Origin of the sequence: uncultured Merdimonas sp., assembly GCF_963929015.1 — a bacterium.
Lineage (GTDB): Bacteria > Bacillota > Clostridia > Lachnospirales > Lachnospiraceae > Merdimonas.
Genome location: NZ_CAWVHE010000013.1, coordinates 528,472 through 551,535, shown reverse-complemented (window position 1 = coordinate 551,535; position 23,064 = coordinate 528,472). Strand labels below are relative to the sequence as shown.

Here is a 23,064-nt window from a genome sequence, read left to right as displayed (position 1 = left end):
GAGAATCATTCTACTAGATATTATCTTGATCTGGCAGGAGGTTCTTAGAAAATGGCACAGGGAAAAGTAGAAATATGCGGGGTAAATACAGCAAAGCTTCCGGTTCTGGATGAAAAAGAAAAGGAAGCTTTGTTTGTCCGTATTAAGGCAGGAGACAGTCAGGCAAAAGAGGAGTACATTAAGGGGAATCTGCGTCTGGTGTTGAGCGTGATCAAACGTTTTGGCGCCAGCGGGGAAAATCCGGACGACCTGTTTCAGATCGGCTGCATTGGACTGATCAAGGCGGTGAATAATTTTAATACAGAGCTGGACGTAAAGTTCTCCACCTATGCGGTACCCATGATCATAGGGGAGATCCGGAGGTACATGCGGGACAATACCAGCTCGATCCGGGTGAGCAGATCTTTGCGGGATACGGCGTACAAGGCGATCCATGCAAAAGAGAGCTATCTGAAACACAACCTGAGGGAGCCAAGCATACAGGAGATTGCCGAAGAGATCGGAATTTCCAAAGAGGATATCGTATTTGCGCTGGACGCCATACAGGTGCCCATGAGCCTGCAGGAGCCGGTGTATAACGATGGAGGGGACGCCCTCTATGTAATGGATCAGATCAGCGACAACAGGAGCCGGGAAGAGAAGTGGGTGGAAGATCTGTCTTTACAGGCGGCCATGGATCATCTGAATGAAAGGGAGCAGCTGATCATCCGGCTGCGTTTCTTCGAGGGAAAGACCCAGATGGAAGTGGCGGATCATATCGGGATCTCCCAGGCCCAGGTCAGCAGACTGGAAAAGCACGCCCTGCGCGTGATGCGCCAGTATCTGGCGGATTAGGCGCAGGGGATCCTGCCTGCGGGCAGAAGAAGACTTGCCGGAAGAATCTCCTTGCAATTTCAGGAGCGCCATACTATGATAAATGCAGAAGGGAGATACACACAAATGAAGGCTTGTATATTTGATCTGGATGGAACTTTGACAGACACCCTGGATTCCATGGTTTATTCTGTGAACGCTACGATGGAAGAGCTGGGACTTCCGGGGATCACCAAAGAGCAGTGCCGCAGATATGTGGGAAACGGCGCCAGAATGCTGATGGAGCGGACGCTGGAAGCGGTCGGGGAGAAGAGTGGACAGAGGCTGGAAGAAGCGCTTGCGGTTTATCTGCGTATTTTTGATGAGAACTGTACATATCATGTAGTACCCTATCCGGGGATCACCGCTCTTTTGGACGAATTAAAAAAAGAGGATGTGCGGCTGGCAGTGTTGTCAAACAAACCTCACGAGCAGGCGGTAAAAGTAGTGGAAGACATTTTTGGAAAAGGCGTCTTTGACTATGTGTCCGGCCAGCAGAAGAACATCAGGAGAAAACCGGATCCTGCAGGCATCCGGCACATTTGCGAAACACTGTCTGTTCCGGAAGAAGACTGCCTCTATGTAGGGGATTCGGAAGTAGACATAAAGACCGGGGAAAACGCAGGGGTTAAAACTGTGATCGTATCCTGGGGATTTCGCACCGGCGAAGAACTGCGGCAGGCCGGCGCCGGGATTGTGATAGACAGTCCGGCAGAGCTGTCTGCATATGTCCGGTAGACACGAAAGAAAAGAAAGACACAGGACAGGAGGGAAGGAAGATGTATGAGTATGATGAAGAATGTCTGAAGACGTTTTTGAAGCAGCAGGGACAGCTGTTTGACGAACCGGTGGCAGAGACTCTGGAAGAAGCAGAAGCCTTTCTGGAGGATTGTATGGCGGTTGTGGCAGACAGCCTGGATGAAGTGAAAAAATATCTGGAAGAAGACGGGATGGATGTGGATGGAATGTCTCCGGAAGAGATAGAGGAAGCCTCTGAAATCTTTGCGCTTCCGGACGGCCGGTACCTGATTGTAGAAGGGTAAGGTCAAAGCAGAGAAGAAAAGCCCTGGCTTTGTTAAGAAGCCCGGGCTTTTTTAAGCGCTGATCCTATGGCGTCCAGGATCAACTGGGAGGTATGGGGACTGTCAGAAGAATACCGGATGTCGTCCAGGGACTGGCGCTCCAGGATCTGTCCGGCAATCTCTTCAATGGCCGGCTGCATCAGTGGGTACATGGCAGCAACCGATTCACTTAGATTGGCAAAACGGATGGAATTGATACGGGATTCATCAACCGTAACCTCCACTTCCAGGTCGGTGTTGTTGACTGTCAGCGCGCAGGTGTAGACGCCGGGAATATATTTAGAGGTTTCCGCAGCAGTTTTTTTCGGATCCGGGCGAAACATAACGATCAGAAGAAGGATCAGAAGGATTGCCAGGGCCGCGAAAACCAGGGTATAAATGATCTCTTTCATATGCAGTACGATAATTTTAGTCTTGGAACTCATAAAGACCTCCTTGGTGATTACTTTTCTATAATGTATGTAAAAAAGGGAAAAATTATTCCTGACATTTTGCGTGACAAACGAAAACGCTTCCTGTAGAATGAATAAGGATATAAGGAGAGTGATGCGATATGTTTATCATAGCAGGGCTTGGCAATCCCACACTGGCCTACGAGGGTACCAGACATAATGTGGGATTTGCAGTCATAGATGCCATTGCGGAACGGTATCATATACCAGTAGAGATAAGAAAGAGCCGGGCTCTGACTGGAAAAGGGATGATCGGCGGACATAAGGTTCTTCTGGTTAAGCCACAGACTTACATGAACTTAAGTGGAGAAAGCATCGGAGCGCTGGCAGATTATTATAAAATTGATGAAGAACAGGAACTTCTTGTGATCTACGATGATGTGAGCCTGGATGTGGGACAGCTTCGGATCCGCAGAAAGGGGAGCGCCGGCGGTCATAATGGCATCAAAAACATCATTGCCCATCTTGGCACGGACGTCTTTCCCAGGATCAAGATCGGCGTAGGGGAGAAGCCAAAGGGATATGATCTGGCAGATTATGTACTGGGGCATTTTTCCAAAGGAGAGAAGGTCCTGATGGAAGAAGGTTATCAGAATGCGGTCCGGGCTGTAGAGATGATCCTGGACGGAAATCTGGATGAAGCGATGAATACATTTAACAAAAAGGTGAAACCGAAGGAGGCCGGAGAATAGATGCAGGCGCTGATCCGTCCGCTCCAGGAGCTTGCGGACTTTGAAGTAATTGAAAAAGAGAAAACAAAAGCCCCAGGGACGATCCGGATCCTGGGGTGCGTCAATTCCCAGAAGACCCATATGATGTACGGGCTAAGCGAAGGATGTCCGTACAAGGTGATCATATGTTCCAGCGAGTCCAGGGCGAGGCAGATCTTTGAAGAGTACCGCTTTCTGGATCCGGGAGTATTGCTTTATCCGGCCAAAGATCTGCTGTTTTATCAGGCAGATCTAAGGAGCCGGGAGCTGGTAAGCCAGCGGATGGAAGTGCTGGAAGCGGTGGCAGAAGGAGGACCCCTGACGGTTGTCACCAGCTTTGACGCCATGATGGATGCGCTGATCCCCAGGGAGACGCTGCTCGCACAGACCATAAGGATCCGTTATGACAGCAGCCTCGATCTGGCTGAAATGGAGAAACAGCTTTCTTTGCTGGGCTATGAGAGAGTGGTACAGATCGAGGGGAAGGGTCAGTTTGCTGTAAGAGGAGGGATCCTGGATGTTTTTCCGCTGACAGAAGAGATGCCGGTGCGGATTGAGCTGTGGGGGGATGAGGTGGATTCTATCCGGACCTTTGACGTGGAAAGTCAGAGATCCGTGGAGAATCTTCAGGAGATTGCCATCTGCCCTGCCATAGAATTTCCCGGGGAAGAACAAAGAGGCGTTTCCTTCCTGGATTATTTTGCCCCGGAATCTACGCTTTTATTTCTGGACGAACCAGTCCGGCTGCTGGAAAAAGGCCAGGGAGTGGAAGATGAGTTTATAGAGGCACAGAAAAAACGGGTGGAGAGCGGGTATGAGATGAAGGACGGGGAGGTCCGGCTTTATCCTGCAGAGGAGATCTTAAAAAAGATCAACCGCTACAGTTCCATCGGATTTTACGCCCTGGATATGCGGTGTAAGGGGCTTCTGGTAAGGGATTCTTTTCATATCCATGCCAAAAATATCAATCCATATAACAGTAGTTTTGAACTTCTGACCCGTGATCTGAAACGGCTGAAAAGAAACGGATACCGGGTGATTCTGCTATCAGGCTCCAGGACAAGGGCCAGACGTCTGGCGGAAGATTTAAGAGACTACGATCTGAGCAGTTATTTCAGCGACGATCTGGAACGGGTGGCAGAGCCGGGAGAGATCATGACGGCCTACGGTCATGTGGCAGAGGGCTATGAGTATCCGATGCTGAAGTTTACAGTGATCTCTGAGACTGATATCTTCGGAAAGGTGAAGAAGAAAAAGAAACGAAAAACCTATGAGGGGCGTAAGATCCAGAGCTTTTCCGAACTGAAGCCGGGGGATTATGTTGTCCATGAAAATCACGGACTTGGGATCTATCAGGGCATTGAGAAGATCGAGGTAGATAAGATCACCAAGGATTATATGAAGATTTCCTACGCTCAGGGCGGCAATCTGTATATTCCGGCAACGCAGCTGGATCTGATCCAGAAATATGCAGGATCAGATGCAAAGAAGCCGAAGCTGAACCGTCTGGGAGGCCAGGAGTGGACGAAGACCAAAACCAGAGTCAGAGGAGCGGTCCGGGAGATCGCGCGGGATCTGGTGGAGCTTTACGCAGCCAGGCAGGAGCAGGATGGATTTGCCTATGGAAAAGATACGGTCTGGCAGAAGGAATTTGAAGAAATGTTTCCTTTTGAAGAGACAGAAGACCAGCTCCTTGCCATTGAGGCGGTAAAAAAGGATATGGAGAGTACGAAGATCATGGACCGGCTGATCTGCGGGGACGTAGGCTACGGCAAGACAGAGATTGCCATCCGCGCCGCTTTCAAAGCAGTGCAGGAAGATAAGCAGGTGGTGTATCTGGTGCCGACCACGATCCTTGCTCAGCAGCACTATAATACGTTTGTTCAGCGCATGAAGGATTTTCCGGTGCGGATCGATCTGATGTGCCGGTTTCGGACGGCGGCTCAGCTGAAAAAGACGGCGGCCGATACGAAGAAGGGGCTGGTAGACATTGTGATCGGCACCCACCGGGTGTTAAGCGAAGATGTAAAGTTTAAAGATCTGGGGCTTCTGATCATTGATGAAGAGCAAAGATTCGGGGTTCAGCACAAAGAAAAGATTAAAAAGATGAAGGAAAATGTAGATGTGCTGACACTGACGGCTACGCCCATCCCAAGGACGCTTCACATGAGTCTGATCGGGATCCGGGACATGAGCGTACTGGAGGAAGCGCCGGAGGAGCGGCTCCCCATCCAGACCTATGTGATGGAATATAACGATGAAATGGTGCGGGAGGCCATTGAGCGGGAATGTGCCCGCCAGGGACAGGTTTATTATGTGTATAACCGGGTGGAGGATATTGCGGAGATCACAGCCCACATCCAGAAGCTGGTGCCGGAGGTGTCTGTGGCCTATGCCCACGGTCAGATGCGGGAACATCAGCTGGAGCGGATCATGTATGATTTTATCAACGGGGAAATTGACGTGCTGGTTTCTACCACGATCATCGAAACGGGGCTTGATATTTCTAACGTCAATACGATGATCATCCACGATGCCGACAGGCTCGGCCTCTCACAGCTCTATCAGCTGCGGGGAAGAGTAGGAAGGTCCAGCCGGATGGCCTATGCCTTTTTGCTTTACCGCCGGGATAAGATGCTTAAGGAAGTGGCAGAGAAGCGCCTGGCCGCTATCCGGGAGTTTACAGATCTGGGCAGTGGTTTTAAGATTGCCATGCGGGATCTGGAGATCCGCGGAGCGGGCAACCTTCTGGGGGCAGAACAGCATGGCCATATGGAGGCCGTGGGATACGACCTGTATTGCAAGATGTTGAATGAAGCGGTCCGTCTCCTCAAAGGAGAGATTCAGGAGGAAGATTTTACCACGACCATGGATCTGAATGTGGACGCTTTTATTCCAGATACTTATATTTCCAATGAATATCAGAAACTGGATGTATACAAGAGGATTGCGGCTATTGAGAATGAAGAAGAGATGGAAGACATGACAGAAGAACTTCTGGACCGGTTTGGAGACATCCCAAAGAAGGTGGAAAAGCTTCTTCAGGTGGCGGCATTAAAGACGCTTGCACACCAGGCTTATGTCACTTCAGTAGAACAGAAGGGATCCAGGTTCTTTTTTGGAATGTATGAAAAGGCAAAGGTGGCGCCGGAGCGTATCCCTTCTCTGGTGGAATCTTTCCACGGGGACTTAAGCGTCCGTACAGAAGGAGGATGTCCCTGCTTTATTTATGAAAAGAAGGGGCGAAGCGGAAAGGAAAAAAGCGAAGATGTGCTGGAGACTGTGAAAAATGTATTAATTGGCCTGAAAGGATTGATTGAAGCCTGAAAAAAGGCTATAATATAACAGTTAATGGCGCAAAGGAGGATACAGAGAACCATGAAAAGAAAAGCAGGAATCTATGTACTGGCGGGAGCCCTGGCAATGGCCTCCCTTACCGGATGCGGTTCTTCCATCGGGGAAGATGACGTTGTCGCTACTGTGGGCGATGTTGAGATCACAGGCGATGTGGCCAATTTCTTTGCCAGGTATAACCAGGCGCAGTACGAGACCTATTATGCGGCATATATGGGAGACAATATGTGGGATACAGAGGCGGAAGAAGGCCAGACCTATGAGGAATATGTAAAGGACGCGGTCCTGGTCCAGCTGGAGGATATGGTGCTCCTGGAACAGCACATGGACGAGTATGAGGTCTCCCTGTCTGACGGGGAGAAACAGGCCATCAAAGATGCAGCGAAAAAGTTTGATGAGCAGAATGGCCTGGAAGAAAAAGAAAAGGTGTCCGGAAATGTGGATACCGTTGAGCGGGTCATGACCCTGCTGGCGATCCAGGAAAAAATGATGGAAGCGATCCAGGCGGATGTGGATACTGAGGTGTCCGATGAGGAAGCCGCGCAGAAGAGTATGCAGTATGTATTCTTTTCTTCGCAGACAACCGATTCCGGGGACACATCCGGAGAGGATGCTGCAGAAGACGGGGACAGTGCGGACGAAGAAATTGTAAAAGAGACTGCCAAAGTCCAGGCCCAGACCTTTGCGGACGCGGTTAAGGATCAGGCGGATTTTGCAGCTTACGCTTCCGAACAGGGACTGGAAGCAAAGACAGCTACTTTTGACGCAGATTCCTTAAGCCCTGCGGCAGAGGTTGTAGAGGCTGCAGATCAGCTTAAGGAAGGCGAGACCACAGGGATGATCGAGACGGACAGCGGCTATTATGTGGCAAGAGTCACCAGCCTGTTTGATCAGGAAGCCACGGATGCGGAAAAGGAAACTATCATTTCACAGCGAAAGACCGATCTTTATAATGAGACTTGCGAAGGATGGAGAAATGATGTGAATATCACCGTCCATGACAATGTGTGGGACAAGGTTGACTTTAAGACATTGAAAGTGACGGCTGTGCAGGACGAGACAGAGGACTACGCAGATCAGGTGCAGACCGATGACGTGGCGGAGCAGCAGGCGGAGGAAGAATCCGAAGAATAGGGAAGGGTATCATGAAAGAATCCTATATCAGTGATCTGTATGTTTTTGAAGAAAAAGGAAAACCTGGCCGGAGAGAGGAACAGGTACAGGTAAAGAAAGGAAGGGGCATCCGGGGGGATCTTCATTTTGAAGATCCGGATGCCCCTGTCAGCATCTGTACCTGTTTTGTAAAGGAATGGATGAAGCGGCAGGAGGTTGAGGGACTCTGCTTTCAGAGATTTAAAGCAAATATCTGGATTGAGACGCAGGGCGAGCCGTCTGGTTTTCAAAAAGGAATGCAGATCAGATGCGGCGAAGCAAGCCTTAAGATCCGGCGGGGGAAGAGCCGGTGCTTTCAGGAGTGTGCAAGAGTGCAGAAAGGACTTCCCTGCCTTCTGAAGAAAGAATGCTGGTATGCAGTCAGCCTTAGTGATGGCAGAATCCGGGTCGGCGATTGTGTGAATTATTAGACAAATTTGAATAATTTCAAAAAGATTGAAATAAATATGGAATAATAAGGAGATTTGTAATATAATGATAAAAAGAAACATTTAGACAAACTCCGAGTCCTGTGCTTCCGACGCATGTGTCCGATTTGCATGCGGGAAGACCGGACCAATGGGTGGCACCGGGAACGGGGCCGCCTGCCTGATTGCGAAGGGGCCATTATTGTATCGGAAGATACGATAGTGGATTTTTTTATGTAAAGGAGGTCAGTGTAGAATGGGAAAACAGTTGATGATCAAGCCCGAAAAATGTATCGGATGCAGAACCTGTGAACTGGTCTGTTCGTTCGGACATGATCAGGCGTTCAATCCGAGAAATGCCAATGTGACAGTCATGGCATACGAAGAAGCAGCCATCAATATTCCTGTTATGTGCCTGCAGTGTGAAGACCCCTGCTGCCTGGAGGTCTGTCCGGTAGGAGCGATCAGCAGGAATGAGATCGGCGCGGTTGTTATGGACCATGCGAAATGTATCGGCTGTAAGATGTGTATGAATGCCTGTCCGCTTGGCAATATCAGTTTTAACAAAGAGAAAAAACAGGTACATAAGTGCGATCTGTGCGGCGGGGAACCCAAATGCGCAAAATTCTGCCCGACCGGAGCGATCACATTTGAGGACCCGGATGAAGGAATGGACAGAAAACGTGCTGTGGCCGACCGTTTTAAAGACGTATTCGGAGAGGAGGCAAAGGCATGATGAACGGATATATGGGAACGATCATTCGCGTGGATCTTTCTAAGGGAACGATAAAAAAGGAACCGCTCAATATGGAGGCTGCAAAAGATTTTGTAGGAGCCAGAGGCCTGGGAACCAAGTATTTCTGTGATGAGGTGGATCCGAAGATCGATCCTCTGGGGCCGGATAACAATCTGATCTTTATGACAGGACCTCTGACCGGAACGGCGGCAGCCTGCAGCGGCCGGTTTGAAGTGGTGGCAAAAGCGCCGCTTACCGGCACCATCGGAGCGGCAAACTCCGGAGGACATTTCGGACCGGAACTGAAGTATGCGGGATATGACGGGATCATTTTTGAAGGAGTAAGTGATCATCCGGTGTATCTTTATATCAATGACGATGAAGTGGAGTTAAGAGACGCTTCCGGACTTTGGGGCAAGACGGTTTATGAGACCACGGATGAGCTGAACCGGATCTGCGGACAGTCCTTCCGGGTATCCTGTATCGGACCGACCGGAGAAAATCTCTGCCTGTATGCCGGCGTGATGAACGATAAACACCGTGCGGCAGGCCGGGGCGGCCTGGGCGCTGTGATGGGAAGCAAAAAGCTGAAAGCAGTCGTTGTGAAAGGAACAAAATCCATCTATGTGTCCAGACCGGAGAAGTTTATGGAGGCCATCGAGAACGCAAGGACGACTTTAAAGGCGCACCCGGTAACCGGAACAGGACTGGCAGCTTACGGAACAGAGATCCTGGTCAATATCATCAATGAGAGCGGCGGACTTCCGCTTCGCAACGGCCGTGATGGAGCGGTTTATGAAAAAGCGGACAATATTTCCGGCGAGACGCTGACAGAGAAATACCTGATCCGGAACAAAGGATGCTTCGGATGCTGTATCGGATGCGGACGCGTGGTGGATATTCCGAGCGGTCCCTTCAAGTCCAGGGGCGAGGGACCGGAGTACGAGGCGGGATGGTCCTTTGGCGCGGACTGCGGTATCGACGATCTGGAAGCGGTCTGCAAGGCAAACTTTCTCTGTAATGAATATGGATTCGACCCTATCACTCTGGGAGCGACCATTGCCTGTGCCATGGAACTCTTTGAGGAAGGCTATCTGACAGAAGAAGATACAGGAGGCATCCCGGTACGCTTCGGCGATGCAGCGACCATGGTGAAGCTGGCAGAGATGACAGGAAAGAACGAGGGATTCGGAAAGCAGCTTGCCATGGGTTCCTACCGGCTGGCGGAAAAATACGGACATCCGGAACTGTCCATGTCTGTAAAGAAGCAGGAGATGCCTGCCTATGACGGCCGTGCCCTGCAGGGCATCGGACTGGAATATGCCACCTCCAACCGGGGCGGATGTCATGTGCGTGGTTACATGACCTCTCCGGAGGTACTTGGACTGCCGGTTAAGATGGATCCTCTGGTAACAGAAGGAAAGGCTTCCATGCTGAAGACCTTCCAGGATCTGACGGCTCTGATCGATTCTACAGGCGTCTGCCTGTTTACCTCTTTTGCTCTTGGACTGCCGGAATTTGCGGCGCAGTACAGGGAAGCGGTGGGCAGCGATGAAAGCGACGCGGAGATCCTGCTGAAAGGCGAGAGAGTCTGGAACCTGGAGAAGAAGTTTAATATTGCAGCCGGCGTGGAAAAAGATACCCTTCCGCCAAGACTTTTAAGAGAGCAGCTGCCGGACGGTCCGGCGCAGGGAAAGGTCAATGAACTGCACACCATGCTTCAGGAATACTATCAGCTGAGAGGATGGGATACAGAAGGCATCCCCACACCGGAAAAAGACAGGGAACTTGGATTATAAAGGATTACAGGATGCAGGCGGCAAATGCCGCCTGCAGGGAGTAAGAAAATGACTGTTAAATTTTTTGCCTATCTCAGGGAATATACAAATTGCAAGATCGTGGACTTTCCGTATCAGGAGGATGTCCGGAAGCTGACCCAGGCTTTGAGTGAGACTTACGGGAACAGACTGCGGGAAAAGCTGCTGACCCCCGACGGAACGGATCTGGGTGAAGAGATCATTATCCTGGTAAACGGAAGGCATGTGGAGCATCTTGGAGGGATCGACACGAAGCTGCTTCCGACGGATACCGTATCTATATTCCCTGTGGTGGCTGGCGGTTAAGGATAAGGTGGTGAATCAGGATGGAAGTATCCGAGAAGCGGATTGAAGAAATCATACATTCTTACCAGCCGGACCGGCGGTATGCACTTGCCATCATGCAGGATATGCAGCGGGAATTCCAGTATGTGCCAAGAGAGGGAATGGAAGCGCTGGCAGAAGAACTTCAGTGCCCGGTGTCTTCCCTTTATGCCATGGCAACCTTTTATAAGGCATTAAGTCTGGTGCCCAAGGGAAAACATATTATTAAATGCTGCGACGGCACGGCCTGCCATATCAGGGGTGCGTCGACTCTGATCGACGGGATCCGAAGAGAACTCAAGATCGGTCCGGGGGAGACCACGCAGGACGGCATGTTTTCCCTGGAGACGGTCAACTGCCTGGGCTCCTGTGCTCTGGCCCCGGTTCTGGTTGTGGACGACGTCTATTATGGAAAGGTTACCCTGGAAAAATTAAAGGAAATTATTCAGGGAGTGAAGGAAGGCGGTGCTGAGTAATATGAAGAAACAGATATTGATCTGCTGCGGCACCGGGTGCCGGGCAAACGGCAGTATGAACGTGGTAGAAGCCTTCCGCAGTGAAATAGAAAAAAACGGCGCGGACGCCGATGTGATTCCGCAGATTAAGACAACGGGATGTAACGGTTTCTGCGAAAATGGTCCGATCGTGAAGATCATGCCGGATAATCTGGTCTACTATAAAGTAAAACCAAAAGATGTGCCGGAAATTCTGGAGAAGAGTGTGCTGGAAGATCAGGAGATCCCTAGGCTCATGTATAAAGATAATGAGGGGAACCGGGTTCGTTCCCAGGAGGAAAACCCTTTCTACGCACATCAGCAGAAACTGGCTCTCCGTCATATTGGAAAGATCGATCCGGAGAATATTGAGGACTACCTGGAACTGGGCGGCTATGAGGCGCTTAAGAAAGCCCTGCAGATGACGCCGGACGAAGTGATCACAGAAGTGGAAGCGTCCGGACTGCGGGGACGGGGCGGGGCCGGATTCCCTGCCGGAAGGAAGTGGCGCACAGCGGCTTCCTATGATAACTTCCCCAAGTATGTGGCCTGCAACGGCGACGAGGGAGACCCGGGCGCATTCATGGACCGGTCGATCCTGGAAGGCGATCCCCATGCGGTGATCGAGGGCCTTGCCATCGCAGCCATTGCCATCGGGGCGGAAGAAGGATTCTTCTATATCCGGGATGAATATGACCTGGCAGTGAAGCATGTGAAAAAGGCGCTGGAAGACGCAGAAGCGCGGGGGATCATCGGGGAATCTGTCATGGGTTCGTCAAAGAGACTGCATCTGTCTGTGGTCCGTGGAGGAGGAGCCTTTGTCTGTGGAGAATCCACGGCTCTTATGGCATCTATCGAGGGAAGGGTAGGAGAACCCCGGGCAAAGTATATCCGTTCTGTCCAGAAAGGACTCTGGGACCAGCCTACCGTTCTGAATAATGTAGAAACACTGGCGAATATTCCGCTGATCATCCGGGACGGAGGAAAGAAATTTGCCGAAATCGGTACAGAGACGAGTACAGGGACCAAGGTATTTGCCCTGGTAGGAAAGGTAAAAAGAACCGGCCTTGTGGAAGTGCCCATGGGAACATCGCTCCGGCATCTGATCTTTGATATCGGCGGCGGGATCATCGGGGACCGGCCTTTTAAGGCGGTACAGACAGGCGGTCCTTCCGGCGGCTGTATTCCGGAGAGCATGCTGGATCTGAAGGTGGATTTTGATTCTCTGGCAAAGTACGGCGCCATGATGGGATCCGGCGGTATGATCGTTATGGATGACAGAAGCTGTATGGTGGAAGTGGCTAGGTATTATACGAATTTCCTCTGTGAGGAGAGCTGCGGCAAGTGTACGCCCTGCAGGGAAGGCCTGCGGAGGATGCTGGAGATCCTGACAGATATCTGCGAGGGCAGAGGAAGAGAAGGAGACATTGAACTGCTGGAGCGGATCGGCCACGCCGTGCAGGACGCATCGTTGTGTAGTCTTGGCAAGAGCGCGCCTAACCCGATCCTTACGACGATCAAGTATTTCCGGGATGAGTATGAAGCCCATATCCGGGAAAAGAGATGTCCGGCAGGCGTCTGCAAGAATCTGACCCGGTTTGAGATCGATGAGGCGAAGTGTATCGGCTGTGATATGTGTGCAAAGGGATGTCCGGCCGGAGCCATCAGTGGAGAAAAGAAGATGCCGCACAGGATCGATCCTTCAAAATGTATTTCCTGCGGAAGCTGCAGAGAGGCCTGCAGGTTTGACGCGGTAAAAGCAGTGGGAAGGGGGCAGGAAGCATGATAGAGATTACCATTAACGGAAAAAAATGCACCTGCGAAAAAGGCGAGTTCCTGCTGGATGTGGCAAGACGGAATGGTTTTTATATCCCGACGCTGTGCCATCATCCTGCAATCTCCGGACAGGCCTGCTGCAGGGTGTGTCTGGTGGAAGTTGTGGAAAAGGGCAGGAGTAAGATCGTAGTATCCTGCGTGTATCCGGTGGAGCGGCCGTGTGAAGTCTATACCGACAGCGAGCGTGTCAAAGAAGACCGGGCCGTGGTGCTTATGCTCCTGAAGGAGAGAGCGCCGGAAAGCGACGTGATCGACGCGCTGTGTAAAGCTTACGGCGCGGCGGACGGAAGCCGGTTTGCGGCAATCGACGGGGAGAAATGCATCATGTGCGGTCTCTGTGCAGGGGCCTGTGCAAAGCTGGGGACGGGAGCTATCTCCACCGTGCTACGGGGTACGGCAAAGAAGATCTCCACGCCCTATGACGAACCCTCCAAAGACTGTGTGGGCTGCTTAAGCTGCGCCTATATCTGCCCGACAAAAGCCATTACTTTTAAGGATGACGGGCAGACAAGAGAGGTGTGGGGACGGACCTTTGAGATCGTCCACTGCCGCGAGTGCGGCGCGCCCGTAGGCACCAGGGAAGAGATTGCACTTGCCGCCAGAAGGGCGGGAGAAGAGCCGGAGGAACTCTGTCCTACATGCAGAAAGAAAAAAATGACAGATATCATGGCACATACCTATGGAATCGTGTAGAATAGAGGTAGTGTTTCGATCACGTTTTATTTAAGGAAGAAAGGATGCCGACTCATGAAAGACCAATACGGAAGACAGATCAATTACATGAGAGTGTCGGTTACCGACCGCTGTAATCTGCGCTGCATTTACTGTATGCCGGAAGAAGGAGTGGACCAGGTGTCCCACCAGGATATTCTCACATATGCAGAAATCACAAGGATCGTAAATGCAGCTGCTGCAGCGGGGATTACCAGGATCAAACTGACAGGGGGAGAGCCCCTTGTCAGAAAGAATCTGGCAGGGCTTGCAGGAGATATAAAAGCCCTGCCAGGGATAGAGGAAGTAACCGTTACTACAAACGGCGTTTTGTTGAAAGAACAGCTGGAGGATCTTGTGGCAGCGGGGATCAGCGCGGTTAATATCAGTCTGGATACGCTGGATCCCGGAATGTATGCACAGATTGCAAGAAGAGATGCGCTTGCGTCGGCAGTGGAGGGCCTGGAGGCGGCGATCGCCTGCCCGGGTCTGAAGGTGAAGGTTAATTGTGTGTTGCTGCCCGGGATCAATGAGAGCCAGTGGACAAAGATCGCAGAACTTGCAAAGGACCGCCCTGTGGACGTCCGGTTTATTGAGATGATGCCGGTGGGGCTCGGAAAAAAATTTCAGACTGGTTTTGAAGAAGAGGTTTTGGAAAGATTAAGATCCTCTTTTGGCCGGGAGCAGACAGCCAGCGGGCATTTTGGAAACGGGCCTGCGAAATACGTCCGGTTTGAAGGGTTTGCAGGAAAGATCGGGTTTATCAGCGCCCTTTCTCATAAATTCTGTTCAGAGTGCAACCGGATCCGTCTGACAGCGGAGGGGTTCTTAAAACCCTGCCTTCAGTATGCGGCAGGGGAGGATTTAAGGAAACTTGTACGCGCGGAGGTTTCGGAAGAAGAACTGATACAGGCGGTAGAAAGAGCGATTTATTACAAGCCGGCCTGCCATCATTTTGAAGAAAAGGATTCTCTGGATTTTGAACAGAAAGATATGTTTGAGATCGGAGGATAAGTACAGGAAGAAAGGGGGAAAAAGAAGAAGGCATTTGCAGGCGGCATACAATTTCATACAGATTGCAGGAATTCGAGCCTGTCTGCCTAAAACTGAACATGTCATGGCAGCAGGCCAAAGGGGATCTTTTGAAAAGAAGATGCCTTCCGGTTTTGAAAAGAATATCCGCAAATGGAACAGGTTCATTTTGTGTGGTCTTCTTTTTCAGAGGCCATTTTCTTTTGGAAAAATGGCAAAACAAAAAAAACAGCTGACTGAAAAGGAGGAGATTTTTATGAAGAAGTTAACAGCAGCTTTTTTGGTAACAGTGATGTGTCTTGGACTGACAGCCTGTGCTGGACAGTCTGAAGAGTCTGCGGAAAGCGAAGATACCGATGCCAAGACGGAAGAACAGGCAGAAGAAGCGGCGCCGGAAGACAAGGGAACGCTTATGATGGCAACGACTACCAGTACAGAGGATACCGGCCTTCTGGATTATCTTCAGCCTCTGTTCAAAGAGGATACCGGATGGGATCTGGAATGGACGGCAGTCGGTACCGGTGAAGCGCTTGCCATGGGTGAGAGCGGAGACGTAGATGTGGTGCTGGTACATGCCAAATCCAGTGAAGAAGAATTTGTGGCAGAGGGATACGGAGTCGAGAGATTTCCGGTTATGTACAATGACTTTATCGTGGTAGGACCTTCTTCACCGATTGAGAAGACGGATGATATCAATGCAGTCTTTACGCAGATCATAAACGATCAGCTTCCGTTTGTATCCAGAGGCGATGACTCCGGTACGGATAAGAAGGAAAAGGGAATCTGGGAAGAACTGGGACTTGACCCGGCAACAGATCCGAATTATGTAGAATCCGGACAGGGTATGGGCGCTACCATTACCATGGCGGACGAGCAGCAGGCATACTGCCTGACCGACCGCGGCACATGGCTGAAGCAGAGCCAGGATGCAACCCTTGACTATCAGCTTGACATTGTATGTGAAGGAAACGACAGTCTGCTGAATCAATATGGCGTGATCGCTGTTAATCCGGAAAAATATCCGGAAGTGAACAATGAAGGTGCGAATGACTTTATCGAGTGGATCTGTTCTGATGAAGTGCAGGAACTGATCGGTGAATACGGGGTAGAAGAGTACGGACAGGCTCTGTTTACACCCAACGCAGGAACAGACGCGTAACAGGAGGTAGTGAAGATGGCAGACTGGCTGAAAAACGTACTGTCGGATCCGAATATATTGAGTGCTGTGAGAGTGACGTTTACGATGGCAGTCTGCTCCACTGCGATTGCTTCTGTACTGGGGATCACGTTCGGGCTCCTGCTGGAGCGGTTCCGCTTTCCGGGGAAAAAGATCGTGATCCGCATCAACCGGACACTGATGGGCTCTCCGCCTGTAGTGGTCGGATTGATCGTTTATCTTTTGCTGATGCGTAGAGGACCGCTTGGTCCTCTGTCGCTGTTGTTTACGATCCAGGGGATGGTGATCGCCCAGACGCTGATCATCACCCCCATTATCTGCGGCATGATCTATTCTTATCTTCGAAGATCTGCTCCTTCTATCCGGGAATTTGCCGTAACCATGGGAGCGGACAGATGGCAGACCATCCGGCTTATCATAAGAGAACTGCGAAAAGAGATTTATTTCTGCATGGTGACAGGGTTTGGACGCTCCATCAGTGAAGTGGGCGCGGTCATGCTTGTGGGAGGAAATATTCGGGGACGTACCCGTACCATGACGACAACGATTTCTCTTTTGAAAAGTCAGGGGATATTTACAGAAGGCGTAGCGCTTGGCATTCTGCTTCTTTTGATGGCGTTTGTCCTTCAGTGGATCTGTGATATGCTGCAGAGGGAGGAACAGGAAGATGAAAATTACTGATCTGGAAAAAAGAATAGGAACATTCAGACTTCAGATCGATCACCTGGATATAGAACCGGGGCGGATCCATGGGATCATCGGCCCTAACGGCTGTGGAAAGACGGTTCTTCTTAAGACGATCGCGGGAATTTATAAGCCGGATCAGGGAAGGATCGATTATGAAGGGGTGACTTCCCGGGAGATCACGATGATGTCCCAGCGTCCTTATCTGATGGACACAACCGTATATAAAAATCTGATCTATCCACTGCAGATTCGAAAGATCCGGCCTGAAGAAGGGCGAGTAGATGAACTGTTAGAAAAAGCAGGGCTTCTGGCACAGAAGAAACAGTATGCCAGATCCTTATCCAGTGGAGAAAGACAGAAGCTTTCTTTCCTGCGGGCTGTGATTTTCCGCCCCAGGATTATTTTGATTGATGAGACATTTTCCAATCTGGATCCGGAGAGCGAGGCTCTCTTTACAGAAATGATCCGGGAGATCCAGAAGAAAGATCCGATCACATGGGTCATTGTAAGTCATCAGATGGAGGCGGTCCACCAGTTGTGTGAGGTCGTCCATCATATGGAAAAAGGAAGAGTGGTGGAAAAATGAAACTGCTTCAGGTAGACACCGTGGACGGGGCCAGAGAAAAATTAAAGAAGGCTGTGCAGGATCAGGAAGTAAAGAAGCGGAGAGTTCCGCTTGAAGAGGCGCTTGGCGGGATCCTTGCAGAAGATGTGCACGCAAAAGAGCCGGTACCGGGATTTGACAGATCTACGGTAGACGGATATGCAGTGCGAAGTGCAGATACAGCAGGCGCCTCAGACAGTGTCCCTGCTTTCCTTCAGATCACAGGGGAAATAGAGATGGGACGTGTGCCGGAACACGGGATCCGTCCGGGAGAATGTATGTACATTCCGACCGGCGGCATGATTCCGGAAGGGGCTGACGCAGTTGTTATGATAGAATACTGCGAGTTGTTTTCTGAAACAGAGACTGCGGTCTGTCATTCGGTTCCGGCAGGAGGAAATATTGTGCACGCGGGAGATGATGTACAGGAAGGCGAAAAAGTCCTGACAAAGGGAACCCGTTTAAGACCGCAGGAGATCGGTCTTCTGGCGGCTGTCGGAGAGGAAAGCGTAACGGTAGTAAAACCCTGGAGTGTGACCATTATTGCAACCGGGGATGAACTGATCGCGCCGGGCGACAGGATGGAACCGGGAAAAGTACGCAATATCAATAATTACGGCCTGGAGGCGATTGCCAGACAAATGGGGTTTGACGTGAGCGGCTGCTTCCTTTTAAAAGACGAAAGAGGGCTTTTGGAGGAAACGGTACGCAGTGCGATGCGGCAAAGTGACATCGTGGCTGTTTCCGGAGGAAGTTCCAAAGGGAAAAAAGACGAGACAGCGTCTGTGATCGGGGAACTTGCCAGTGAGGGGATCCTGACACAGGGCCTGGCATTGAAGCCGGGAAAGCCTACGATCCTGGGATATGATGTGCCGACCGGAACGATCCTTTTAGGCCTGCCCGGGCATCCGTCCGCGGCAATGATCGTATTTCAGCTTCTGATCGGCTGGCTGTGGGAAGATATAAACGGTGGGAAAAAGTCATGGCCTGTGCCGGCAGAGCTTACCGTAAATGTTCCTGCGGCGCCAGGAAGAGCTGTCTGTCAGACGGTACAGCTCCTTCGCGGAGAGGATGGCAGGACAAAAGCAGTACCGGTGTTTGGAAGATCCGGACTGATCAGTATTTTGACGAAAGCAGACGGATATATTGTGATCCCGGAGAATCAGGAAGGTCTGAAAAAGGGAGAAATGGTGGAAGTGTTCCTGATTTGAGGAGGTGAAGAGATGGAGAAGCGAAATCTATATCTGCATACAACGCCTGTAGAGGAGGCAAAAGAACGGTATTACAGGACAGTGAAAGAATGTATTTCCATTCGAACGGAAGAAATTCCTGTTGACAGGAGTCTTGGGAGAGTTACGGCGGAAGCGGTTTATGCAAGGCTCTGTTCTCCGCTGTTTAATGCGTCTGCGATGGACGGGATCGCGGTAGAAGCAAAGAAGACAAGAGGAGCCAGCGAAGAACATCCGATGGTCTTAAGGCGGGGAGAGGATTTTCAGGTGGTAGATACCGGGGATCCGATCAGAGAACCTTATGACGCAGTGATCATGGCGGAGGATCTGCTGGAAATGGATGATGACACAGTGCAGATCATGGCTGCTGTCGCGCCCTGGAATCACATCCGACCAATCGGAGAAGATATTGTGGCCGGAGAGATGCTGCTGCCCGGTCATCATAGGATCCGTCCGGTGGATATCGGCGTGCTTCTTGGCGGAGGGATCGTAAATATCAGGGTTCATGCGTCTCCCCGTGTCGGGATCATTCCCACAGGCACAGAGATGATCCCGCCGGGGCAGGAACCGGAAGACGGACAGATCATAGATTCTAATTCCGGGATGTTTGCGGCGCTGGTACAGCAGTATGGAGGTGAGCCGGACCGTTTCCCGATCATCCATGATGATTATGAAAAGATCAGGGAAACGGTAAAAGAGGCGGTATCCAGGGATGACCTGGTGATCGTGAACGCCGGATCCAGCGCGGGTACGGAGGATTATACGGTGCATGTACTGCGGGAACTGGGGGAGGTTCTGATCCACGGGGTTGCCATTAAGCCTGGAAAGCCGGTGATTCTGGCGATTGTGGATCACAAACCGGTTATCGGACTTCCCGGGTATCCGGTGTCGGCATATATTGATTTTGAGACTTTTGTAAAGCCGGTCATAGAACTTTTTACAGGCAGCAGTCTTAAGGCGCGTCCACTGGAACAGGCAGTTATATCCAAACGCCTTGTCTCGTCTCTGAAGCATAAGGAATATGTACGGGTAAAGGTAGGAGAGGTGAACGGACGCCTGGTGGCGTCGCCCCTGGCAAGAGGAGCGGCCGCGGCTACCAGCCTGGTAAAGGCGGACGGTGTATGTATCATCGATCAGAATCTGGAAGGCTATGAGGCCGGGGAGCAGGTGCAGGTGGAACTGTGGCGGCCGAAGGATGAGATCCGCCATACGATCGTATCCGTGGGAAGTCACGATCTGATCATGGACTTTCTGGCAGATCTTTTGCCGGATCTGTTTCCGGGCGTACATCTTTCCAGTACGCATGTTGGAAGCATGGCCGGACTGATGGCGCTGAAGCGGGGAGAAGCCCACATCGCGCCTACGCATCTTCTGGATGAAGAAACCGGCGTTTATAACATTGCCTATCTGAAACGGATCTTTCCGGATCGGGAGATGGCGTTGATCAAGGGTGTGAGCCGGATCCAGGGGCTGATGGTAAAAAAAGGTAATCCCAAAGGAATCTGCGGTGTGGAAGATCTGCCTGGATGCAGGTATGCCAACCGGCAGCGCGGCGCGGGTACCCGGGTGCTTCTGGATCATCTTCTGAAGCAGGCTGGCATCCGGCCGGAGCAGATTGAAGGGTATGAGCTGGAGGCAGCGACCCATATGGCTGCGGCAGCCCTTGTGAAGGACGGGGGAGTGGATGCTGCGATGGGAATCTATGCGGCGGCAAAAGCCATGGATCTTTCTTTTATAGAAGTGGGAAAAGAAGAATACGATTTTGCCATTGAAAAGAAGAATCTGGAACTTCCCTTTATCCAGGATTTTATTCAGGCGCTCCAGTCAGAGCCGTTTAAGTCCCGGGTAAAGGAAGCAGGCGGATATGGCGCAGAGAATGCCGGAAAAATCATCCTGATATAAGGACGGGGAGAATGTGTATGAGATATGACAGGCAGATCCTGATGCCGGAGATCGGGATCAAGGGACAGAAAAAACTGGAACGTGCTGTGGTAACTGTGATCGGCTGCGGCGGCCTGGGCTCGCCGGTCCTCACCTATCTTGCACAAGCCGGTGTGGGGACGATACGCCTGGTGGACGGAGATACTGTTTCTGATACCAATCTGAACCGGCAATTTCTTTACCGGGAAGAAGACATCGGGAAGAAAAAGGCGGATCTGGCGGCGGAAAAGTTAAGGAGAATGAACCGGAGGATCCGTGTGGAGACATTTGCCTGCTCTCTGACAGGAGAAAATGCCGGTCAGATCCTGAAAGGATCAGATGTCGTGGTGGATTGTGTGGACAGCCTTGCAACCAGATGTATTGTCGGGAGATCCTGCCTTGCAGAGGATATTTTCCTTGTGGAGGGAGCTGTGCAGGGGTTCTACGGGTATGTGATGGACATTTCCAGGGAAACGGCCTGCCTGGAATGTCTCGGGTATCATCTGGGAAAAAGTCCAGTACCTGTGCCGGCGCTTGGCGCCGCAGCCGGGGTGATCGGATGTCTGCAGGCGGTAGAGGCGGTGAAAAAGATCCTTGGGAGGAAGGAACTTCTTCTGGGGACAATGCTGCAGTACGACGGGTTAAACGGTGAATTTGATAAAATTGAGGTGGAAAAAGATCCAGAGTGCAGGGCGCATCTGTCCTGTCTGGAAGAATAGAGCAGGAGGATAGAGGATACGATGGGAAAGGTACTTGGAATCTGTGTCAGCGAGAAGAGAGGCACACAGAAAAAAGAGGTAAACGAAGCGGTTTTAAAAGAGAACTGGGGGATCGAGGGCGACGCCCATGCCGGAGACTGGCACCGCCAGGTGAGCCTTCTGTCCTTTGAAAAGATCGAGGCATTTCGTGAAAAAGGAGCGGATGTGGACTTTGGAGCCTTTGGAGAGAACCTGATCGTGGAGGGATACGATCTTCGCAGGCTTCCGGTGGGAACCCGGTTCCGGATTGGCGAGGCGGTATTGGAACTGACGCAGATTGGCAAAGAATGCCACAGCCACTGTGAGATCTATAAGAAAATGGGAGACTGCATCATGCCAAGAGAAGGCGTGTTTACGGAGGTGGTAAAAGGCGGGCGGATCTGTAAAGGAGACGCGGTAGAAATGGAGGCGCCGTCCCCGGACCGGCCCTACACAGCTGCGGTCATCACTTTAAGTGACAAGGGCGTAAAAGGAGAGCGGGAGGACAAAAGCGGCCCGAAGATCTGTGAACTGGCAGAAGCGGCCGGATATCAGATCCGGGAGACGCTGCTCCTTGCAGACGGCATCGAGCCGTTAAAGAGCCAGCTGATCCGCCTGGCGGACCAGCGGCAGATGGATGTGGTCTTCACCACCGGCGGCACTGGATTCTCCGAACGGGACCTGACGCCTGAGGCCACCATCCAGGCCTGCGACCGGATGGCAAACGGCATCGCGGACGCCATCCGGGGTTATTCTATGACGATCACGCCCCGGGCCATGTTCAGCCGGGCAGTCTCCGGGATCCGGGGAAAGACTCTGATCATTAACCTGCCGGGAAGCCCAAAGGCAGTGGCGGAAGCGCTGGAGTTTCTTCTGCCCCAGCTGGATCACGGGCTGGATATCCTGCGGGGAACCGGCGGCGAATGCGCAAGATAACAGGCTTTAGACTGCGCGTCATGGAGAAATGGGAGTTGATCGCTTCCTATGGTGGCATAAAGAAAGGTGGCCAGATACCAGGCCACCTTAAAAAATATTAGAGTTTCAGGTTTTTAAAGAGATCGCCTAAGCTGGTGCCGATATTTTCGGATTTGGGGATCACTACCTTTTCAACCGGCTCTTCTGCTTTTTCTTCCAGTGCTTTCATGCTAAGGCTGATCTTGCCTTCTTTGATGCCGATGACTTTTACCTGTACCTCATCGCCCACATTCAGCACGTCTTTGGGGGATTTTACCCGCTTCTGGCTGATCTGGGATACATGTACCAGACCGGACAGCCCGTCTTCCAGACGGACGAACGCGCCGTAGTTCTGCAGACTTTCTACGGTGCCGGTAAGAACGGTTCCGACTTTCAGATTTGCGATCCGTTCCTCCATCGCCTTCTTTTCTTTTTCTTTTAAAATTTCCCGTGCAGAGAGTACCAGGCGGTTTTCTGCCTGATTGGCTTCGATGACCCGGACTTCAATGTCTTTTAAGAGATAAGTTTCCAGGTCTTCGATGTAGGAGAGGGAAAGCTTGGATGCGGGGATGAATCCACGCAGGCCTTCTACCATGGCAATGGCTCCGCCGTTGACGATCCCTTCTACCTTTACCGGGAGGATGGTCTTATTTTCCATATATGACTGAACAATGTTCCACGGATTGGCATCATCAAAATGCTCCTCCAGGTCAGCCATCGTTGTCTCTTCCTGTAATAATTCTTCGCTCATAATCTTTTTCCTTTCTTCATTTAAC

At 51.3% G+C, this 23,064-nt stretch carries 23 protein-coding genes and 1 riboswitch; of the genes, 21 read left to right on the top strand and 2 right to left on the bottom strand.

Annotation, left to right across the window (positions count from 1 at the left end; all coding sequences use genetic code 11):
* The first annotated feature begins 51 nt into the window (after positions 1 to 51).
* The 3 genes from sigG (at position 52) to ABGT54_RS09695 (ending at position 1,895) form a co-directional block, all read left to right on the top strand.
* On the top strand, positions 52 to 834 hold the full coding sequence (gene sigG / locus ABGT54_RS09705) for an RNA polymerase sporulation sigma factor SigG (RefSeq protein ID WP_346663898.1): 783 nt from the start codon (positions 52 to 54) through the stop codon (positions 832 to 834).
* Positions 835 to 939: 105 nt separating this feature from the next.
* Complete coding sequence (locus tag ABGT54_RS09700) at positions 940 to 1,590, top strand: HAD-IA family hydrolase (protein ID WP_346663897.1); 651 nt, start codon at positions 940 to 942, stop codon at positions 1,588 to 1,590.
* A 41-nt stretch (positions 1,591 to 1,631) separates the two neighbouring features.
* Complete coding sequence (locus ABGT54_RS09695; protein ID WP_346663896.1) at positions 1,632 to 1,895, top strand: glyoxalase; 264 nt, start codon at positions 1,632 to 1,634, stop codon at positions 1,893 to 1,895.
* Between the two features lie 32 nt (positions 1,896 to 1,927).
* Here ABGT54_RS09695 and ABGT54_RS09690 read toward each other — a convergent pair whose 3' ends face one another.
* Complete coding sequence (locus tag ABGT54_RS09690) at positions 1,928 to 2,359, bottom strand: hypothetical protein (RefSeq protein WP_346663895.1); 432 nt, start codon at positions 2,357 to 2,359, stop codon at positions 1,928 to 1,930.
* 128 nt (positions 2,360 to 2,487) lie between these two features.
* Here ABGT54_RS09690 and pth point away from each other — a divergent pair, with 128 nt between their 5' ends.
* From pth to ABGT54_RS09600, 18 genes are all read left to right on the top strand, one after another.
* The gene (gene pth / locus ABGT54_RS09685; protein ID WP_346663894.1) at positions 2,488 to 3,078 is read left to right on the top strand and encodes an aminoacyl-tRNA hydrolase; all 591 of its coding nucleotides are present in this window, start codon (positions 2,488 to 2,490) and stop codon (positions 3,076 to 3,078) included.
* A complete protein-coding gene (mfd, locus tag ABGT54_RS09680; RefSeq protein WP_346663893.1) occupies positions 3,079 to 6,423 on the top strand; it encodes a transcription-repair coupling factor in 3,345 nt (1,114 codons plus the stop codon).
* Positions 6,424 to 6,474: 51 nt separating this feature from the next.
* Positions 6,475 to 7,584 (top strand): peptidyl-prolyl cis-trans isomerase, encoded by a 1,110-nt coding sequence (locus ABGT54_RS09675; protein ID WP_346663892.1) that lies wholly within the window; start codon positions 6,475 to 6,477, stop codon positions 7,582 to 7,584.
* Positions 7,585 to 7,595: 11 nt separating this feature from the next.
* Positions 7,596 to 8,033 carry a hypothetical protein gene (locus ABGT54_RS09670; protein WP_346663891.1) on the top strand — a complete coding sequence of 146 codons (438 nt, stop codon included), beginning with the start codon at positions 7,596 to 7,598 and terminating at the stop codon, positions 8,031 to 8,033.
* A 253-nt stretch (positions 8,034 to 8,286) separates the two neighbouring features.
* The gene (locus ABGT54_RS09665; protein WP_204907987.1) at positions 8,287 to 8,766 is read left to right on the top strand and encodes a 4Fe-4S dicluster domain-containing protein; all 480 of its coding nucleotides are present in this window, start codon (positions 8,287 to 8,289) and stop codon (positions 8,764 to 8,766) included.
* On the top strand, positions 8,763 to 10,565 hold the full coding sequence (locus ABGT54_RS09660; RefSeq protein ID WP_346663890.1) for an aldehyde ferredoxin oxidoreductase family protein: 1,803 nt from the start codon (positions 8,763 to 8,765) through the stop codon (positions 10,563 to 10,565). The genes ABGT54_RS09665 and ABGT54_RS09660 overlap by 4 nt, the downstream gene beginning before the upstream one ends.
* A 48-nt stretch (positions 10,566 to 10,613) precedes the next feature.
* The gene (locus ABGT54_RS09655; RefSeq protein WP_346663889.1) at positions 10,614 to 10,889 is read left to right on the top strand and encodes a MoaD family protein; all 276 of its coding nucleotides are present in this window, start codon (positions 10,614 to 10,616) and stop codon (positions 10,887 to 10,889) included.
* A gap of 20 nt (positions 10,890 to 10,909) precedes the next feature.
* Positions 10,910 to 11,383, top strand: a complete 474-nt coding sequence (gene nuoE, locus ABGT54_RS09650; protein WP_204907985.1) for an NADH-quinone oxidoreductase subunit NuoE — start codon at positions 10,910 to 10,912, stop codon at positions 11,381 to 11,383.
* A 1-nt stretch (position 11,384) separates the two neighbouring features.
* Positions 11,385 to 13,187, top strand: coding sequence for an NADH-ubiquinone oxidoreductase-F iron-sulfur binding region domain-containing protein (locus tag ABGT54_RS09645; protein WP_307998894.1), 1,803 nt, complete (start codon positions 11,385 to 11,387; stop codon positions 13,185 to 13,187).
* Complete coding sequence (locus ABGT54_RS09640) at positions 13,184 to 13,930, top strand: 2Fe-2S iron-sulfur cluster-binding protein (protein ID WP_204907983.1); 747 nt, start codon at positions 13,184 to 13,186, stop codon at positions 13,928 to 13,930. Before ABGT54_RS09645 ends, ABGT54_RS09640 begins: the two co-directional genes overlap by 4 nt.
* A gap of 54 nt (positions 13,931 to 13,984) precedes the next feature.
* The gene (moaA, locus tag ABGT54_RS09635; protein WP_346663888.1) at positions 13,985 to 14,962 is read left to right on the top strand and encodes a GTP 3',8-cyclase MoaA; all 978 of its coding nucleotides are present in this window, start codon (positions 13,985 to 13,987) and stop codon (positions 14,960 to 14,962) included.
* A 58-nt stretch (positions 14,963 to 15,020) separates the two neighbouring features.
* Positions 15,021 to 15,141, top strand: a riboswitch (molybdenum cofactor riboswitch).
* 95 nt (positions 15,142 to 15,236) lie between these two features.
* Positions 15,237 to 16,139 (top strand): substrate-binding domain-containing protein, encoded by a 903-nt coding sequence (locus tag ABGT54_RS09630; protein ID WP_204931047.1) that lies wholly within the window; start codon positions 15,237 to 15,239, stop codon positions 16,137 to 16,139.
* A gap of 15 nt (positions 16,140 to 16,154) precedes the next feature.
* The gene (locus ABGT54_RS09625) at positions 16,155 to 16,838 is read left to right on the top strand and encodes an ABC transporter permease (RefSeq protein WP_346663887.1); all 684 of its coding nucleotides are present in this window, start codon (positions 16,155 to 16,157) and stop codon (positions 16,836 to 16,838) included.
* Positions 16,825 to 17,430 carry an ABC transporter ATP-binding protein gene (locus ABGT54_RS09620; RefSeq protein ID WP_204907979.1) on the top strand — a complete coding sequence of 202 codons (606 nt, stop codon included), beginning with the start codon at positions 16,825 to 16,827 and terminating at the stop codon, positions 17,428 to 17,430. The genes ABGT54_RS09625 and ABGT54_RS09620 overlap by 14 nt, the downstream gene beginning before the upstream one ends.
* Positions 17,427 to 18,659 carry a gephyrin-like molybdotransferase Glp gene (glp, locus tag ABGT54_RS09615; RefSeq protein WP_346663886.1) on the top strand — a complete coding sequence of 411 codons (1,233 nt, stop codon included), beginning with the start codon at positions 17,427 to 17,429 and terminating at the stop codon, positions 18,657 to 18,659. Before ABGT54_RS09620 ends, glp begins: the two co-directional genes overlap by 4 nt.
* A gap of 12 nt (positions 18,660 to 18,671) precedes the next feature.
* Positions 18,672 to 20,579 carry a molybdopterin biosynthesis protein gene (locus ABGT54_RS09610; protein ID WP_346663885.1) on the top strand — a complete coding sequence of 636 codons (1,908 nt, stop codon included), beginning with the start codon at positions 18,672 to 18,674 and terminating at the stop codon, positions 20,577 to 20,579.
* A gap of 17 nt (positions 20,580 to 20,596) precedes the next feature.
* Complete coding sequence (locus ABGT54_RS09605) at positions 20,597 to 21,316, top strand: HesA/MoeB/ThiF family protein (protein ID WP_346663884.1); 720 nt, start codon at positions 20,597 to 20,599, stop codon at positions 21,314 to 21,316.
* A 21-nt stretch (positions 21,317 to 21,337) separates the two neighbouring features.
* The gene (locus tag ABGT54_RS09600; protein WP_346663883.1) at positions 21,338 to 22,270 is read left to right on the top strand and encodes a molybdopterin-binding protein; all 933 of its coding nucleotides are present in this window, start codon (positions 21,338 to 21,340) and stop codon (positions 22,268 to 22,270) included.
* Positions 22,271 to 22,367: 97 nt separating this feature from the next.
* Here ABGT54_RS09600 and ABGT54_RS09595 read toward each other — a convergent pair whose 3' ends face one another.
* Positions 22,368 to 23,039 (bottom strand): S1 RNA-binding domain-containing protein, encoded by a 672-nt coding sequence (locus ABGT54_RS09595; RefSeq protein ID WP_346663882.1) that lies wholly within the window; start codon positions 23,037 to 23,039, stop codon positions 22,368 to 22,370.
* Positions 23,040 to 23,064 lie beyond the last annotated feature (25 nt).